We start from the raw sequence: 14,873 nt of genomic DNA on the forward strand, positions 1-14,873 counted from the left end.
GTTGCCGGAGAATAAGATGAATCAAAAATATCTGCTGTACATGTACTTACTCAAGGCGCGTACCTTTATTGCGCTGCTGATTGTGGTCGGCTTTTTTAGCGTGATGGTGCCTAATTTCCTGACGCCGTCGAACCTGCTGATTATGACCCAGCACGTGGCGATTACCGGGCTGCTGGCCATCGGCATGACCCTGGTGATCCTGACCGGAGGTATCGATCTGTCTGTCGGTGCCGTCGCCGGGATCTGCGGCATGGTGGCGGGCGCGTTACTGACGTCGGGCGTGCCGCTGTGGAATGGCGCGCGACTGTTTCTTAATGTGCCGGAAGTGATCCTCACGGTCGCGCTGTTTGGCACGCTGGTGGGCATCGTCAACGGCACGATAATTACTCGCCTCGGCGTTGCCCCTTTCATCTGTACGCTGGGCATGATGTATGTGGCCCGTGGCGCAGCGCTGCTGTTTAACGATGGCGCCACCTACGCCAATCTGGTTGGTATGCCCGCGCTGGGCAATACTGGTTTCGCACTGCTGGGTTCCGGCACCGTACTGGGGGTTTTTATTCCCATCTGGCTGATGATCGGCTTTTTACTCCTTGGCCTGTACCTGACACGGAAAACGCCGCTTGGGCGCTATATCTATGCCACCGGCGGCAATGAGTCGGCGGCGCGGCTGGCGGGGGTGCCCATCATCAAAGTCAAAGTGTTTGTTTACGCTTTTTCCGGGCTGTGTGCCGGATTAGTCGGGCTGGTGGTGGCTTCTCAGCTGCAGACCGCGCACCCCATGACAGGCAACATGTTTGAGATGGATGCCATCGGTGCCACGGTGCTGGGTGGCACGGCGCTGGCAGGCGGCCGTGGCCGCGTGTCGGGTTCCATTATCGGTGCCTTCGTGATTGTTTTCCTGGCCGATGGCATGGTGATGATGGGCGTCAGTGATTTCTGGCAGATGGTGATCAAGGGCGTGGTGATTGTCACCGCCGTGGTGATCGACCAGTTCCAGCAGCGTTTACAAAGCAAAGTGATACTACTGCGCCGCCATGATAAGCAGCCGCCGGCGGTGCCCCATGCTGACATTCGTCATGGATAACAGGAGAACACAATGAACCGGGATTTTAGTGGGAAAACGGTTGTCATCACCGGCGCCTGTCGCGGTATCGGCGCAGGCATTGCCGCCAGGTTTGCCCAGGACGGCGCAAACCTGGTGATGGTATCCAATTCTGAACGTGTTTTTGCCACGGCGGACAGCCTGCGGCCCATCGCCAACGCGATTCTGGCCCTGCAGGCGGATGTAACCGATGAGAACGACGTGCAGCAGGTGTATCAGCAGGCATTTGAGCGCTTTGGCCGCATTGACGTTTCGGTTCAGAACGCGGGCATTATCACGATTGATACCTTCGGGAATATGCCCAAAAGCGATTTCGAACGGGTGCTGGCGGTGAACACCACGGGCGTCTGGCTGTGCTGTCGTGAAGCAGCTAAATACATGGTGCAGCAAAACGGCGGCAGCCTGATTAACACGTCTTCAGGGCAGGGGCGTAAAGGATTTATCTACACGCCGCACTATGCTGCCAGCAAAATGGGCGTCATTGGCATTACGCAAAGTCTGGCGCTGGAGCTGGCCCGCTGGAATATCACGGTTAATGCGTTTTGCCCTGGCATCATCGAAAGCGAAATGTGGGACTACAACGATCGCGTCTGGGGCGAAATTCTGAGCACGCAACAAAAAACCTATGGTAAAGGCGAGCTGATGGCGGAATGGGTAGAGAACATTCCCCTTAAACGTGCCGGGCAGCCACAGGACGTTGCCGGGCTGGTCGCCTTTCTGGCATCGGATGATGCGCGCTACATTACCGGACAAACCGTTAATGTTGATGGCGGGCTAATTTTTTCCTGAAACAAGCGGGTTGTCTGGCCGCGACAGGCGGCCAGGTGGCTCACAGATGCACAAATATCGAGTCAAGTCATGAATCTGGGTCACATTATGCTAAAATAATTAGCGCTGGTTTTATCATTCTCGTTGAGAAACCACCTGATGATTTTTATGCCCGGACGTAATGATTTGATGTTTAGACCTGTGACTTTCTCTCTCGCTGCTCTGACTGCGCTTCTGGCGCTGCCCGCCGGTGCGCTGCAAACGGATCATCAGGTGTCGGAAACCCCTTTTAGCGATCCCACGCGTTTTCGCCAGTCACTGGACGATCTTCCTTCTCTTGGCAACGTCGAAGATAACCATGACTGGAGCAAAAAGCTGGCGAAGGCGGCCAAAAGTATTGCGGAAGCCAATGAAAGCAGCAGTGATCTGACCCTGGGCGAGCAGGCCGGGCAGTGGGCTTTTGACCGACTGCGCGACGAAGTGGCGACGCGGGTTGAGAGTGAAGGGCAGTCTTTACTGTCGCCTTATGGCAACGCCGAGTTCAACTTAAACGTGGACATGGCCGGCAACTTTGACGGCACCGGCGGCAATCTGTTCAGCCCGCTGGCTGATGAGAATCGCTACCTTACGTTCAGTCAGCTTGGGCTGCACGACTCTGTTGAAGGCGTTGTTGGTAATGCCGGGCTGGGTCAGCGCTGGGACGCAGGCAACTGGCTGTTGGGGTACAACAGTTTTATCGATCGCAGCTTTCGCACTGGACTTCAGCGCGCCTCGGTGGGCACTGAGGCCTGGAGCAACAATCTGCGCTTTTCTGCTAACTACTATCATCCCTTGTCCGGATGGCGTAATCGCGGTGACAGCCAGCAGTCCCGCATGGCCGAAGGTTACGACATCACCACCCAAAGCTATTTGCCGTTCTATCGTCAGCTGGGCGTATCATTCAGCTATCAGCAATATCTGGGGGAAAAGGTTGACCTGTTTAACAGCGGCAACCGTTACCATAACCCGGCGGCGCTCTCGCTGGGGTTGTCTTATACGCCCGTGCCGCTGGTGACCATTTCGGCCAGCCACAAAACCAGCAGTGCCGGAGAGAGCCAGGATCAGCTTGGCCTCAAACTCAATTACCGCTTTGGGGTCGCGCTGAGCAAGCAGCTGGATGCCAATAACGTCGCGGAAGCGCGCTCCCTACGGGGCAGCCGCTACGACACGGTGACGCGCAGCCAAAACCCGGTGATGGCCTACAGGCAGCGTAAAACGCTGTCTGTATTCCTGGCGACGCCGCCGTGGCAGCTTAATCCCGGTGAGAGCGTACCGCTCAAGCTGCAACTGCGCGCCAGTCATAGCATTAAGGCGCTGAGCTGGCAGGGCGATACTCATGCACTGAGCCTGACATCACCGCCGAACAATAATGCCATTGATGGCTGGAGCGTGATCGTTCCCCCCTGGGACAGCACGCCGGGCGCCAGCAATGAGTACCGTCTGTCGGTCACGGTGGAAGACAGTAAACAGCAGCGCGTCACTTCAAACTGGATCACCCTGAAAGTGCAAGCGCCATTGTCGATGGATGAGCCCGCGGTTGACGGTGCTGTCCAGATGCCCTCGTCCAGTAACAGCCTGAGTTTTAGCGAATAAGCAAGGTTACAGAGCGAGAGAGGGAGAGTATGTTGTCGTGCGGGAAAGTGCCTGCGATCTTTTCAAAATGGCGGTTACTGGGTGGCCTTGATTCTTCTTGCTGCCAGCCTGGATGCGCAGACGTATTCACCTTCTCGAGTCAGACTCGAGGCGACATTTTGTGTCTTTTACCGATCCCGTTCGGGATTGTGGCGATATCTTCAGACGGAAGTGCACGCGCTGACATCATCGAAAATCTTATCCGCGAACTGACAGCGCGGGTGATTATTGAACCCGCAGGCTGTTGAACATCGACGTGATTTCTCACTCCCAGCGTTGGCGCTGTTAAAGGGGTTTGAAGTGTGAGTGGGAAGATCGGGCTTAGGCTGGCGGATGAAAAAACGGCCCGTCAGACACAGGCCGGGCCGTTTTGCAATGAGGGTAAACGATTAGAACTGGTAGGTCATACCTACGCCCGTAATGTCGTCTGTTGCCAGACCCAGCGGGTTGTTTTTCTTCAGCAGGTTAATTTTGTACTCAGCATACACTGACATATTTTTATTAAAGTAATAGGTCGCACCAACTGCCGTATACTTGTACAGATCAGCCTCGCCAATTCCTTCAAGATCTTTCGCTTTCGAGGCGACGTAGCCAATAGAGGGTCGGAAGCCGTTCAGGAACTGGTACTGTGCCACAACTTCCATGTTTTGCGTTTTATTCGCAAAACCACCGTTAATTGGAGTCGCGTTGAGGGTTTCACCGTACATGGCTGCCAGATAGATCTGATTGGCGTCATATTTGGCTGCTGTTGCCCACAGTTGTGCTTTATCACCCCGACCGAAGGCTGCAGTGTTTTGCGCTGCAATACGATTCAGGCTGGCATAGGAGCCCACAAAGCTCAGGCCAAAATCAAAGTCATAGGACGTAGACAGGGCAAAGCCATCGCCGTTAGAGCGACGCACTTCCAGGCCTGGATCAGTGGTGCTGGTGCGATCGTTTTTGCCTTCATACTGCGCCGCAACGTTCCAGCCTTTAACCAGACCAAAGAAGTCTTTATTACGCCAGGTCAGCAGGCCGCCCGAACGCAGGCTTAAAAACGCATCAGAGTTCGCTGAATCACCGCCAAACACAGGCAGCATATCGGTATAACCCAGTGCGTCATAAACCAGGCCGTAGTTACGGCCGTAGTCCACCGAACCCAGTTGGCCGAATTTCAGACCGGCGTAGCCCAGACGGGTTTTGTTACCGTTGTTAGCATCACTACCTTCAGAGTTTTTCAGGCTGTATTGGTACTGCCAGAAACCGTAACCAGTGAGTTGATCGGTAATCGCGGTTTCACCTTTAAAACCTAAACGTGCATAACTGGCGTCACCGTTGTTGCTATTATCGTCGGAAAAATAACGCAATACGTTAACCTTGCCTTGAATATCCAGCTTATTCCCGTCTTTATTATAAATCTGTGCGGCCTGAGCAGTAGACAGACCGATCAGTAACGGCATTAATGCCGCCACTAATGTGCGCTTCATCATTTATTATTTACCCTGTGGTTATATTATTATTTCCCCTCTGTTGGGGTGAAAAGAAAATGACACAAATTGTTAATTCAGCCTAGCGCAATAAGTGTAACTAATTGTGTATTTTAAGGAACTAAATCCCAATCAAGCCAGTCTGGCGGCGATGGTGCTACCTGTCAGTGCTTTTTCTTATGACCCTGCCAGCAATGTAAATGCAAGAAAAGCATATAAAACAGATGATTAGTGATTTTTATAGAAAGGGGAAATGCAATATGGCAAAAAAATGATATTGCTAGCCTTTCTGTCTAAATAATCAACACACCTCGTGCAATAAATGAACAAAACAGGTTTGATGGTTAACCATTAGGTTGCTTAGTGATAATTAAATCGGCGATCGGTAATTTATTAACGCTCTGATGATAACCTGCGAAACAATATTACCAGTTTCATATAAATATATTTAAATTGAGAGGGTGAGTATTTTTTTATCACTTTTTTAAATTACGCCGATAAAAATCATGTCTGTCGCATTAACGTTATCTCTAATACTTATCCTCCTCTGCACGACAGCCGTGCAACTGCCCTGATTTAAGGCGGTTGCTGCACTATTTTGAGCAGATAGTTTATCAGCGATCACAAAAGCGATATTTCATCCCGCAAATGCATAATTCTGCTTTAAAAAGCTCTGCCATCCCGCCTTTGTCAGATAACTATTCACTATTTATGCAAAATAAGTGAATGGTGGCCTTTCGTAACCTGTTGATATTACTAAACCCAGCTTGTTTTATGCATTTTAGTCCTTGGCTGGCACGCTATCTGCAAACTAGAGTAGGGCGAGATTTATTATATTTTTAACAATTAACATACAAATACGTTACCCGCTGGGGAACAGGAGAAGGGCTATGTCACTGCAGGTTTCGCGTCAGGATTTTGATCAATGGATGATGCCCGTTTATGCACCCGCCAGCTTTGTACCCGTCCGTGCTGAAGGTTCAACCCTCTGGGATCAGCAGGGAAAAGACTATATCGATTTTGCCGGGGGTATTGCCGTTAATGCGCTCGGGCATGCGCATCCTGCTCTCCAGCAGGCACTTCAGGATCAAGCCTCACGCCTCTGGCACACGGGCAACGGCTACACCAATGAACCCGTTTTACGCCTGGCGAAGCAGTTGATTGATGCCACCTTTGCCGATCGGGTTTTCTTTTGTAACTCCGGTGCCGAGGCTAACGAGGCGGCGCTTAAGCTGGCCCGTAAAGTGGCACACGACAGAGTCGGGCAGCATAAAAGCGGCATCGTGGCGTTTAAGAATGCCTTTCATGGCCGTACGCTGTTTACGGTCTCAGCGGGTGGCCAGCCTGCCTATTCGCGGGATTTTGCGCCGCTCCCTGCGGACATTCAGCACGCCGCCTTTAATGACCTTGCCTCTGCGGCAGACCTGATCAACGACAGCACCTGCGCCGTGATTGTCGAGCCCATTCAGGGGGAAGGCGGCGTCGTGCCCGCCGAACCCGCCTTCCTGCGTGGGCTGCGTGAACTGTGCGATAAACATGATGCACTGTTAATTTTCGACGAAGTGCAGAGCGGCGTGGGCCGGACCGGCGCGCTTTATGCTTATATGCACTATGGCGTGACGCCGGATGTGCTAACCAGTGCTAAAGCGTTGGGCGGCGGGTTTCCTATTGGGGCGATGCTGACGCGCGAGGATCTGGCTCAGGTCATGGGCGTAGGTACCCACGGAACGACTTATGGCGGCAATCCGCTGGCGGGCGCAGTGGCCGGAAAAGTCATGGAACTGATTAACCAGCCTGAAGTGATGGCCGGTGTTACGCAACGTCATGACTGGATTGTCGCGGCGCTTAACGACCTTAATCAGCGTCTGCACCTGTTTAAAGAGGTGCGTGGACTGGGGTTACTGATCGGTGCCGTGCTCAGCGACGACTTTGCGGGCAAGGCGAAACAGATCAACCTTATCGCCGCGGAATATGGCGTCATGGTGCTGATTGCCGGAGCCAACGTGGTGCGCTTCGCGCCTGCGCTCAACATCAGCGAGCAGGAAGTGAAGATCGGCATGGCGCGTTTTGCCCAGGCGTGTGAACACCTGCTACAAGGAAAGGCATCATGATGGTGATCCGTCCGGTCGAACGGGACGATCTCAGCCAACTGATGGAACTGGCGGCGAAAACGGGCGGCGGGCTGACCTCGTTGCCGGTTGACAGCGCCACCTTACAGGCCCGAATTGAGCGATCGCTGCAAACCTGGCAGGGCAGTTTGCCGCGGGCCGAGCAGGGCTATGTGTTTGTACTGGCCGACAGCCAGGATAATCGTGCGGTGGGGATCTGCGCCATTGAGGTTGCGGTTGGGCTGCAGGAACCCTGGTATAACTTTCGTGTAGGAACACAGGTGCACGCCTCGAAAGAGCTGAACGTTTACGCCGCATTACCGACCTTATCGCTGAGTAACGATCATACCGGCAGCAGCGAACTCTGCACGCTGTTCCTGGATGCCGATTACCGCGATGGCAAAAACGGTTATCTCCTGTCGAAATCCCGTTTTCTGTTTATGGCGAACTTCCGCGAATACTTTATGGAGCGGGTGGTTGCCGAAATGCGCGGCGTCAGTGATGAGCAGGGGCATTCACCGTTCTGGGACAGCGTGGGCATTCACTTCTTTTCAATGGAATTTCGCAAAGCCGATTTTCTGAGTGGCACCGGGCAAAAAGCCTTTATCGCCGAACTGATGCCCAAGCACCCGCTTTATCTGCACTATCTGACGCCAGAAGCGCAGGCCGTTATTGGTCAGGTACATCCCAAAACGGCCCCCGCGCGTGCGGTGCTGGAAGCCGAAGGCTTTCGCTATCGCCAGTATATCGACATCTTCGATGGTGGCCCGACGTTGGAGTGCGATATCGACGACATTCGTGCGGTGCGCGAAAGCCGGGTACTGACGGCTCAACGGGGGGATGCGCCACAGGATGCGCCGCTCTGTTTAGTCGCGAATAGCGATTATCACCAGTTTCGTGTTGCACTTTTACCTGTCGAACCCATGGCGAAAAGTGTTCAGCTCAATGATGAACAGCTGCAGGCGTTACACTGCCAGCCGGGCGACAGCCTGCGCGTCGTGACGCTGTGGAGCGAGGAGAAAAAAGCATGACGCACCTGATTAACGGACACTGGCTCAATGGCGAGTCGGTGCATTTTTCCAAACAGGATCCGGTCAGCGGTGAAATCCTGTGGCAAGGTTCAGCGGCCTCAACGGCGCAGGTGAGCGCGGCCTGCCAGGCGGCGCGGGCGGCATTTCCGGCATGGGCGAGACAGCCGTTTGCCGCGCGTCAGGCCCTGGTCGAACGCTTTGCGGCAGAGCTTGAGGCACATAAAACGGCCCTGGCCGAGTGTATCGCGCAGGAAACGGGCAAGCCGCGCTGGGAAGCCCTGACCGAAGTCACCGCAATGATCAATAAAATTGGTATTTCAGTGAAGGCCTATCATCAGCGCACCGGGGAACAGCAGCAGGGCGACAGCGCCTTGCGTCATCGTCCTCATGGCGTGCTGGCGGTATTTGGCCCCTATAACTTTCCGGGACATTTGCCCAACGGGCACATCGTGCCGGCCTTGCTGGCGGGAAACTGTGTCGTGTTTAAACCCAGCGAACTTACGCCTGCGACCGCAGAAAAAACAGTGCAGCTGTGGCAGGCGGCGGGCGTGCCTGCCGGCGTCATCGGGCTGGTCCAGGGCGGCCGTGAAACCGGTCAGGCGCTGGCGGCGGAACAGGAGATTGACGGGCTGCTGTTTACCGGCAGCGCGCATACCGGTTATCAGTTACATCGCCAGTTTGCCGGGCAGCCGGAAAAAATGCTGGCGTTGGAAATGGGCGGTAACAATGCACTGATCGTTGAAGATCCGGCGGATATTGAGGGCGCGGTGCATGTTGCGATTCAGTCGGCGTTTATTACCGCAGGTCAGCGCTGTACCTGCGCCCGACGTTTGCTGGTCAGGCGCGGTGCCGCAGGCGATGCCTTCCTGCAGCGGCTGATCGAGGTGGCAGGAAGGCTGCAGCCGGGCGCCTGGAACGCCAGTCCCCAACCTTTTATGGGCAGCGTCATCTCCTGCGCCGCTGCCGAAAAAATTTATGCCGAATGGCAGCAGCGCGTCGCGGCGGGCGGCAAGGTGCTGCTGGCGATGCGCTGGCCCGATCGCCAACAGGCATTATTAACCCCGGGGATTATTGATCTGACGGCGGTGGACGGTTTGCCTGATGAGGAAGTGTTCGGGCCGCTGCTGGGCGTGATCCGTTATGACGATTATCCTCAGGCAATTCGTCTGGCCAACCAGACGCGCTATGGTCTGTCATGCGGCTTGATTTCGCCCTCGCGTGCACAGTTTGAACAACTGCTGCTGGAAGCGCGGGCCGGGATCGTGAACTGGAATAAACCCCTGACGGGCGCCGCCAGCACGGCACCTTTTGGCGGTATTGGTGCATCGGGCAACCACCGTGCCAGCGCGTGGTATGCGGCGGATTACTGTGCCTGGCCGATGGCCTCGCTGGAATCACCTGAGCTTAGCCTTCCTGAAGCCTTGTCGCCGGGCCTCGACTTCTCGCCGCAAGGAGCCCGTTAATGAAAGCGATTGAAGCGAATTTCGACGGTCTGGTCGGACTGACTCACCATTATGCGGGCTTGTCATTTGGCAACGAAGCCTCCACGCGTCACCAGCGACAGCCGTCGAACCCGCGCCTGGCGGCAAAGCAGGGCTTGTTGAAAATGAAAGCCCTGGCCGATATGGGATTCGTTCAGGGCGTGATACCGCCCCATGAGCGGCCTAATATCGCCGTGCTGCTTCAGTTGGGCTTTAGCGGCAGCGACGCACAGGTGCTGGAAAAAGCAGGGAAAACCGCACCGGCGCTGCTGTCCGCAGCGAGTTCAGCCTCGGCGATGTGGGTGGCAAATGCCGCCACGGTTTCGCCTTCTGCCGACAGCGCCGATCGTCGTGTGCATTTTACCGTTGCCAACCTCAATAATAAATTTCATCGCGCGATTGAAGCCCCGGAAACGGCGGCGCTGTTGCGGGCCATATTTCGCGATCCGGCCCATTTTTCCGTGCATGATGCGCTGCCTCAGGTCGCGCTGTTTGGCGATGAAGGCGCCGCCAACCATAATCGTCTGGGCGGCGATTATGGCGATGCTGGCGTACAACTGTTTATTTACGGTCGTGATAACCAGTCTGGCTCGACCCCGCAGCGTTATCCTGCCCGACAAACCCGCGAGGCCAGCGAAGCCGTCGCCCGTCTTCATCAGCTTGCCTCCGACAAGGTGATCTTTGCTCAGCAAAATCCGGAGGTCATCGATCAGGGCGTTTTCCACAACGATGTCATTGCGGTCAGCAATCAGCAAATGCTGTTCTGCCATCAGCAGGCATTTGTCGATCAGCCCGCTTTGCTGCGTCGCTTGCACGAATGTGTTCCGGGGTTTGTCGCGCTTGAAGTGCCAACCTCCCGGGTTTCCGTGCAGGATGCGGTGAGCACCTACCTGTTTAACAGCCAGCTTCTGACCCGTGCCGACGGCAGCATGATGCTGGTGCTGCCTGAAGAGTCCCGCCAGCATCCTGGCGTATGGCGCTACCTGAGCGAGCAGGTAGAACGCGATGGACCGTTGCAGTCATTACAGGTATTTGATTTGCGGGAAAGCATGCATAATGGCGGTGGACCGGCCTGCCTGCGTCTGCGCGTGGTGTTAACGCCAGATGAGCAACGGGCGGTGAATCCTGCGGTACTGATGAACGATCGCCTGTTCACCATGCTCAACCAGTGGGTCGACCGTCACTACCGCGACAGGCTAACGCAAGACGATTTAACCGATCCGCAATTGCTGCAGGAAGGGCGGGTTGCCCTTGATGAATTGACCAGACTGCTAGACTTAGGAAATGTGTATGCATTTCAGCAGTGAAGCAGGCGCTGCCATGAGGGCTGCCCGCTTCCGGTTTTAAGGAGGAACGATGCAGGACTTTTTACAGCAGACGCTGTCTGGTGAAGCACCGCGTAAGCGTAAAGGTGAGACGGCGCATCTTCGCTGGCAGTGGTTGTATCACGGTATTCTTCTCATGGAGCCCAAAACGCCGGTTAAACAGGCGCTGGTGCTTTCTGCAGGGGTTCACGGCAATGAGACTGCCCCTGTAGAAATGCTTAACCAGCTCATCACGCCCTTACTTCAGGGCGAGAAGCCGCTTCAGCAGCGCATGCTGGTGGTATTGGGTAATCCCTCGGCGCTGCGCGCAGGAAAACGCTATGTGGCCTACGACATTAACCGACTGTTCGGCGGACGCTGGCAACAGATTGATGACGGGGATGAGGCACGGCGAGTGCTGCGGCTGGAACAAACGCTGGAGAATTTCTGGCAACTGGGCGAGTGTGATGAAACCCGCTGGCACCTTGACATGCATACGGCCCTGCGCGGTTCTTATCATACGCGTTTTGGCGTAATGCCCAGAAACGATCGGCCATGGCCGGCAGCGTTTTTGCACTGGCTGGCGGTAGCCGGACTGGAGGCGCTGGTTTTCCACCGCTCGCCAGCGGGCACCTTCACCCATTTCAGCTGTGAGCATTTCGGCGCAGCCAGCTGTACGCTGGAGTTGGGGCAGGCCCGGCCCTTTGGCGAAAACGATTTAACCCAGTTTAGCGCGGCTGCCCGGGCGCTGGCAGCATTGTTGTATGGTGAGACCTTACCGGAAGCGCAATCCGTTCCGCGCCGCTATCGGGTAAGCCAGCAGATCACCCGCCACAGTGAGAACTTTCAGCTTCATATGAGTGATGACACCAAAAACTTCACCGCCTTCCCGCAGGGGGCCTTACTGGCTGAAGACGGGGAAAAACGCTACTTCGTGCAGCAGGCGCGGGAGTATGTGTTGTTTCCTAACCCGCGTGTTGCGCTGGGGCTGCGGGCGGGCCTGATGTTGGTTGAAGAAAGCGAACAGACCCAGGCATTGCCTCTCTGACCTTATCCAAACAAAAAGGCGGAAGACACCTTCCGCTTTACTGCTAAAGGCATTACAATTCTCCATGATTTATCCGAAATCGCCTGATTATTCATACTCTTTTTCAATTCCTCTCCTCTTTCTTCTTAATCCCTCCATGATTGCCTGAATTGTGGCTTTTGCGCTTTCACGCTTTTACTCTCGCTCTCAGTAATTGACGTTCAGCGTCGTATGCTTGTTTCCGAAGACGCGACAGAGTGCTGTCGTTACGAAACTGAACAAGTGAATAAAAAGGACACTGTGATGCGTAAATTAACTTCTCTGTTACTGGCTTCTACTCTGGCATTTGGCGCGGCATCGGTTGTTCATGCTGAGGCAGATAATCTGACACCGCCACCGGCAGGCACGGAAAAGCCGATGCATAAACCAATGCGGCACGGTATGGATATGATGTTCGGCGGTCTGAATCTGACCGCCGATCAAAAAACCAAAATGCATGAAATTATGAAAGAGCGCCGTGGTGAAATGCAGCGTCCGTCACTGGATGAGCGTCGTGCAACCCATGCCATCATCGCCTCTGACAGCTTTGATAAAGCCCAGGCTGAAGCCCAGGCAGACAAAATGACGGCCAACGCGAAAGCAAACGCGGTTGCCATGATGGAAACGCAGAATAAGCTGTATAACGTGCTGACGCCGGAGCAGAAAAAACAGTACAACGCCAATTTTGAAAAGCACCTGACTGAAAAACGTCCGATGCACGGCAAGATGGCGCCTGCACCTGCACCCGCGCAATAAGCTGTACGTTAATCAGTAAACACGGTTGAAGACCGCCGGCCTTGTCCACGTGATGTGGGCAGTGTCGGCGGTTTTTTTATGTTAGAGGGGAATAACAGGGTAGTTGCCAGACAGCACCGGGCTGCAGAGAATTTTGTAGCCGTCATGATCGAATCCACCTTTGCCACGTTTAAGGGCTTTTGCCTCTTCGATCGTGTTTACCGAGCCCAGATAAAACCAGTGATCGATAACGTGGATCTGCGTCATGTGTTTGCCTTCCTCCACCAGCGCCACGGCACCCTGCCACGGCCAGCAGAATACCCGCACGCTCTCCAGCGCAGACAGCAGCCTGTCCTGATGATCGCTGACGGGCTCCTTGCCACAGCAGGCCCCGGCACAACGGCGCAGGGCAGAGCGGAAACAGCCCCGGCTGGCACTCACCGCTTCCAGACCGAGTAAACCGTGGCAGAGCTGATATTCATCGGCGAGCTGTTTCAGGCGTTCCAGCGCGGCAAAACGACTGCGGTAAAGCCCAAACAGATTCGGTGACTGACTAAAATCGACGTCACGGGCATAGACGACGTCCGGTTTACCCTCTGGAGTAATGCGCAGCGAACAGAGCTGGCGGTTTTTGCGCAGACGTTTATTAAACAGGGGCTGCTGCGTTTTGATCATCTGCGCTTCCAGCAACAGCGCACCGAGATCGCCCGCCGTAGGGATCCAACTGACGCGCCGCGACTGTCGCAACATCTTTGCTTCGTCTGGCGTACGAAAATGGGACATCACACGCGAACGCAGATTCACACTTTTGCCGATGTACAACGGCAAGGTCTCGCTGTCGCCATGAAAGGTATAAACGCCGGGCTGATTGGGCAGGCCTTCCAGCCATTCACGCAAATGCTCCGGGTATTCATAAATGGTTGCCGCGTCAAATTCGAGGCGATGGGTCGCTGCACGTCTTACCAAAACGGACTCCTGTACTGGTTGTCCATACAGTGTAACAGGCAGGTTAAACGTTCGCCAGTCTGAGATTTATAAACGTCGGGTCGCCAGCCAGCAAAGTAGCGACCCGGCGGTAATCAGGGCGACGCCCTGCCAGAAACTCACCGCCGGCACCAGGTCCAGCCACAGCGAGGCCAGCAGCGCTGAGAGCACCGGCGTGAAGTAGGATGCGGTCGCCAGCAGCGTCAGGTTGCCATGCTGGATACCATAGTTCCAGGCTGAATAGGCAAGCGCCGTCGATGCGCCCATAAACAGCACTTCTGCAGCAGCAGTCAGGCTAAACTGCATGGTTTCCTGAGGGGTGAACAACGCGAATTTGAGCCACAGCGCCAGAGCCGTCACCACAAAAAACAGGGTGACGCCGTTGCTGCCACGTGCAAAGCGGCGCGTGATGTTGTTGTAGAGTGCCCACGTTAATGCCGCAATAAACGCCAGCAGGTAGGCTGTGGGATTGCGGGTCATATTCTGCGTCATCTGGCCCAGTACATCTTCGTTGGCGCCCTTCATCACCCAGATGATTCCGCACAGGGAAAGCAGCAGTCCGGGCCACAGCCACAGGCGAAAACGCTGTTGATTAAGCGGAATGGCCAGCAGGATGGTCAGACATGGCCAGAGATAGTTGATCATCCCCAGTTCCAGCGACTGTTGACGGTTGCTGGCGAGACCAATCGCCAGCGCCAGGCAAATTTCATAGCCGACAAACAGGGTGCCGCCCACAAGCAGATAGCGCCCTGGCAGGGAGCGCGGATGGGGGATGCCGCGCGTGAGGCACAGTAAAATCGCTGTCGTGGAATAAATCAGCGCGGCGCCGCCGGTCGGGCCAAACGCCTCACTGACGCTGCGCAACAGGCCAAGGGTGGTGCTCCAGAGCAGAATCGCACTCAAACCGATTAAGGTTGCGCGTGATAAGTTAGCAGGCATAAAACTCAACGTCTAAAGGAGCCGCCAGCGGGCAGCGAGCGCGAAGTATGCTAACGGTAAGCATGTAGCCTGTCCATCAGGTATTCCGCCAGGGGAACCTGTAACAGGCCGTGCGCGGAGCAACGTTTTTCCCTCAACGCCCTTCATGAATGGCCTGATTAACAGGTTGCATAACGCGATCGCAATCCAACCTTTGTGGCTTTCCCTCTATTGACGAG

12 protein-coding genes are annotated in these 14,873 nt (G+C 55.1%); 9 read left to right on the forward strand and 3 right to left on the reverse strand.

The window, feature by feature from the left end:
• Nucleotides 1-16 precede the first annotated feature (16 nt).
• From ACPXSQ_RS04910 to ACPXSQ_RS04920, 3 genes are all read left to right on the forward strand, one after another.
• The gene (locus tag ACPXSQ_RS04910) at nt 17-1,084 is read left to right on the forward strand and encodes an ABC transporter permease (RefSeq protein WP_029569929.1); all 1,068 of its coding nucleotides are present in this window, start codon (nt 17-19) and stop codon (nt 1,082-1,084) included.
• A gap of 12 nt (nt 1,085-1,096) precedes the next feature.
• Nucleotides 1,097-1,891, forward strand: coding sequence for a glucose 1-dehydrogenase (locus ACPXSQ_RS04915; protein WP_013025553.1), 795 nt, complete (start codon nt 1,097-1,099; stop codon nt 1,889-1,891).
• A 138-nt stretch (nt 1,892-2,029) separates the two neighbouring features.
• On the forward strand, nt 2,030-3,502 hold the full coding sequence (locus ACPXSQ_RS04920) for a YchO/YchP family invasin (protein WP_105087517.1): 1,473 nt from the start codon (nt 2,030-2,032) through the stop codon (nt 3,500-3,502).
• Between the two features lie 428 nt (nt 3,503-3,930).
• On the opposite strand, the gene ACPXSQ_RS04925 is transcribed toward ACPXSQ_RS04920, so the two are convergent.
• Nucleotides 3,931-5,010: a porin gene (locus ACPXSQ_RS04925; RefSeq protein ID WP_426143009.1), complete on the reverse strand. Its 1,080-nt coding sequence runs from the start codon at nt 5,008-5,010 to the stop codon at nt 3,931-3,933.
• 887 nt (nt 5,011-5,897) lie between these two features.
• On the opposite strand from ACPXSQ_RS04925, the gene ACPXSQ_RS04930 reads away from it, so the two are divergent.
• The 6 genes from ACPXSQ_RS04930 to spy all read left to right on the forward strand — a co-directional run bounded on the left by ACPXSQ_RS04930 (nt 5,898) and on the right by spy (nt 12,753).
• The gene (locus ACPXSQ_RS04930; RefSeq protein ID WP_072138003.1) at nt 5,898-7,118 is read left to right on the forward strand and encodes an aspartate aminotransferase family protein; all 1,221 of its coding nucleotides are present in this window, start codon (nt 5,898-5,900) and stop codon (nt 7,116-7,118) included.
• Nucleotides 7,115-8,146, forward strand: a complete 1,032-nt coding sequence (astA, locus tag ACPXSQ_RS04935) for an arginine N-succinyltransferase (protein WP_014593580.1) — start codon at nt 7,115-7,117, stop codon at nt 8,144-8,146. The genes ACPXSQ_RS04930 and astA overlap by 4 nt, the downstream gene beginning before the upstream one ends.
• Entirely contained in the window at nt 8,143-9,609 is a 1,467-nt protein-coding gene (gene astD / locus ACPXSQ_RS04940; RefSeq protein ID WP_015700435.1) for a succinylglutamate-semialdehyde dehydrogenase, read from the forward strand. Before astA ends, astD begins: the two co-directional genes overlap by 4 nt.
• Complete coding sequence (gene astB, locus ACPXSQ_RS04945; protein WP_426143012.1) at nt 9,609-10,934, forward strand: N-succinylarginine dihydrolase; 1,326 nt, start codon at nt 9,609-9,611, stop codon at nt 10,932-10,934. Before astD ends, astB begins: the two co-directional genes overlap by 1 nt.
• A gap of 49 nt (nt 10,935-10,983) precedes the next feature.
• The gene (gene astE / locus ACPXSQ_RS04950; protein ID WP_064373664.1) at nt 10,984-11,979 is read left to right on the forward strand and encodes a succinylglutamate desuccinylase; all 996 of its coding nucleotides are present in this window, start codon (nt 10,984-10,986) and stop codon (nt 11,977-11,979) included.
• A gap of 282 nt (nt 11,980-12,261) precedes the next feature.
• Nucleotides 12,262-12,753, forward strand: a complete 492-nt coding sequence (gene spy, locus ACPXSQ_RS04955; protein ID WP_019105326.1) for an ATP-independent periplasmic protein-refolding chaperone Spy — start codon at nt 12,262-12,264, stop codon at nt 12,751-12,753.
• 81 nt (nt 12,754-12,834) lie between these two features.
• On the opposite strand, the gene cho is transcribed toward spy, so the two are convergent.
• Together cho and yddG are read right to left on the reverse strand one after the other, a co-directional pair.
• A complete protein-coding gene (cho, locus tag ACPXSQ_RS04960; RefSeq protein ID WP_013025562.1) occupies nt 12,835-13,698 on the reverse strand; it encodes an excinuclease Cho in 864 nt (287 codons plus the stop codon).
• Nucleotides 13,699-13,764: 66 nt separating this feature from the next.
• On the reverse strand, nt 13,765-14,655 hold the full coding sequence (gene yddG / locus ACPXSQ_RS04965; protein WP_014605974.1) for an aromatic amino acid DMT transporter YddG: 891 nt from the start codon (nt 14,653-14,655) through the stop codon (nt 13,765-13,767).
• Between the last annotated feature and the right edge of the window lie 218 nt (nt 14,656-14,873).

Source organism: Pantoea sp. EEL5 (assembly GCF_049892805.1).
Taxonomy (GTDB): Bacteria; Pseudomonadota; Gammaproteobacteria; order Enterobacterales; family Enterobacteriaceae; genus Pantoea; species Pantoea ananatis.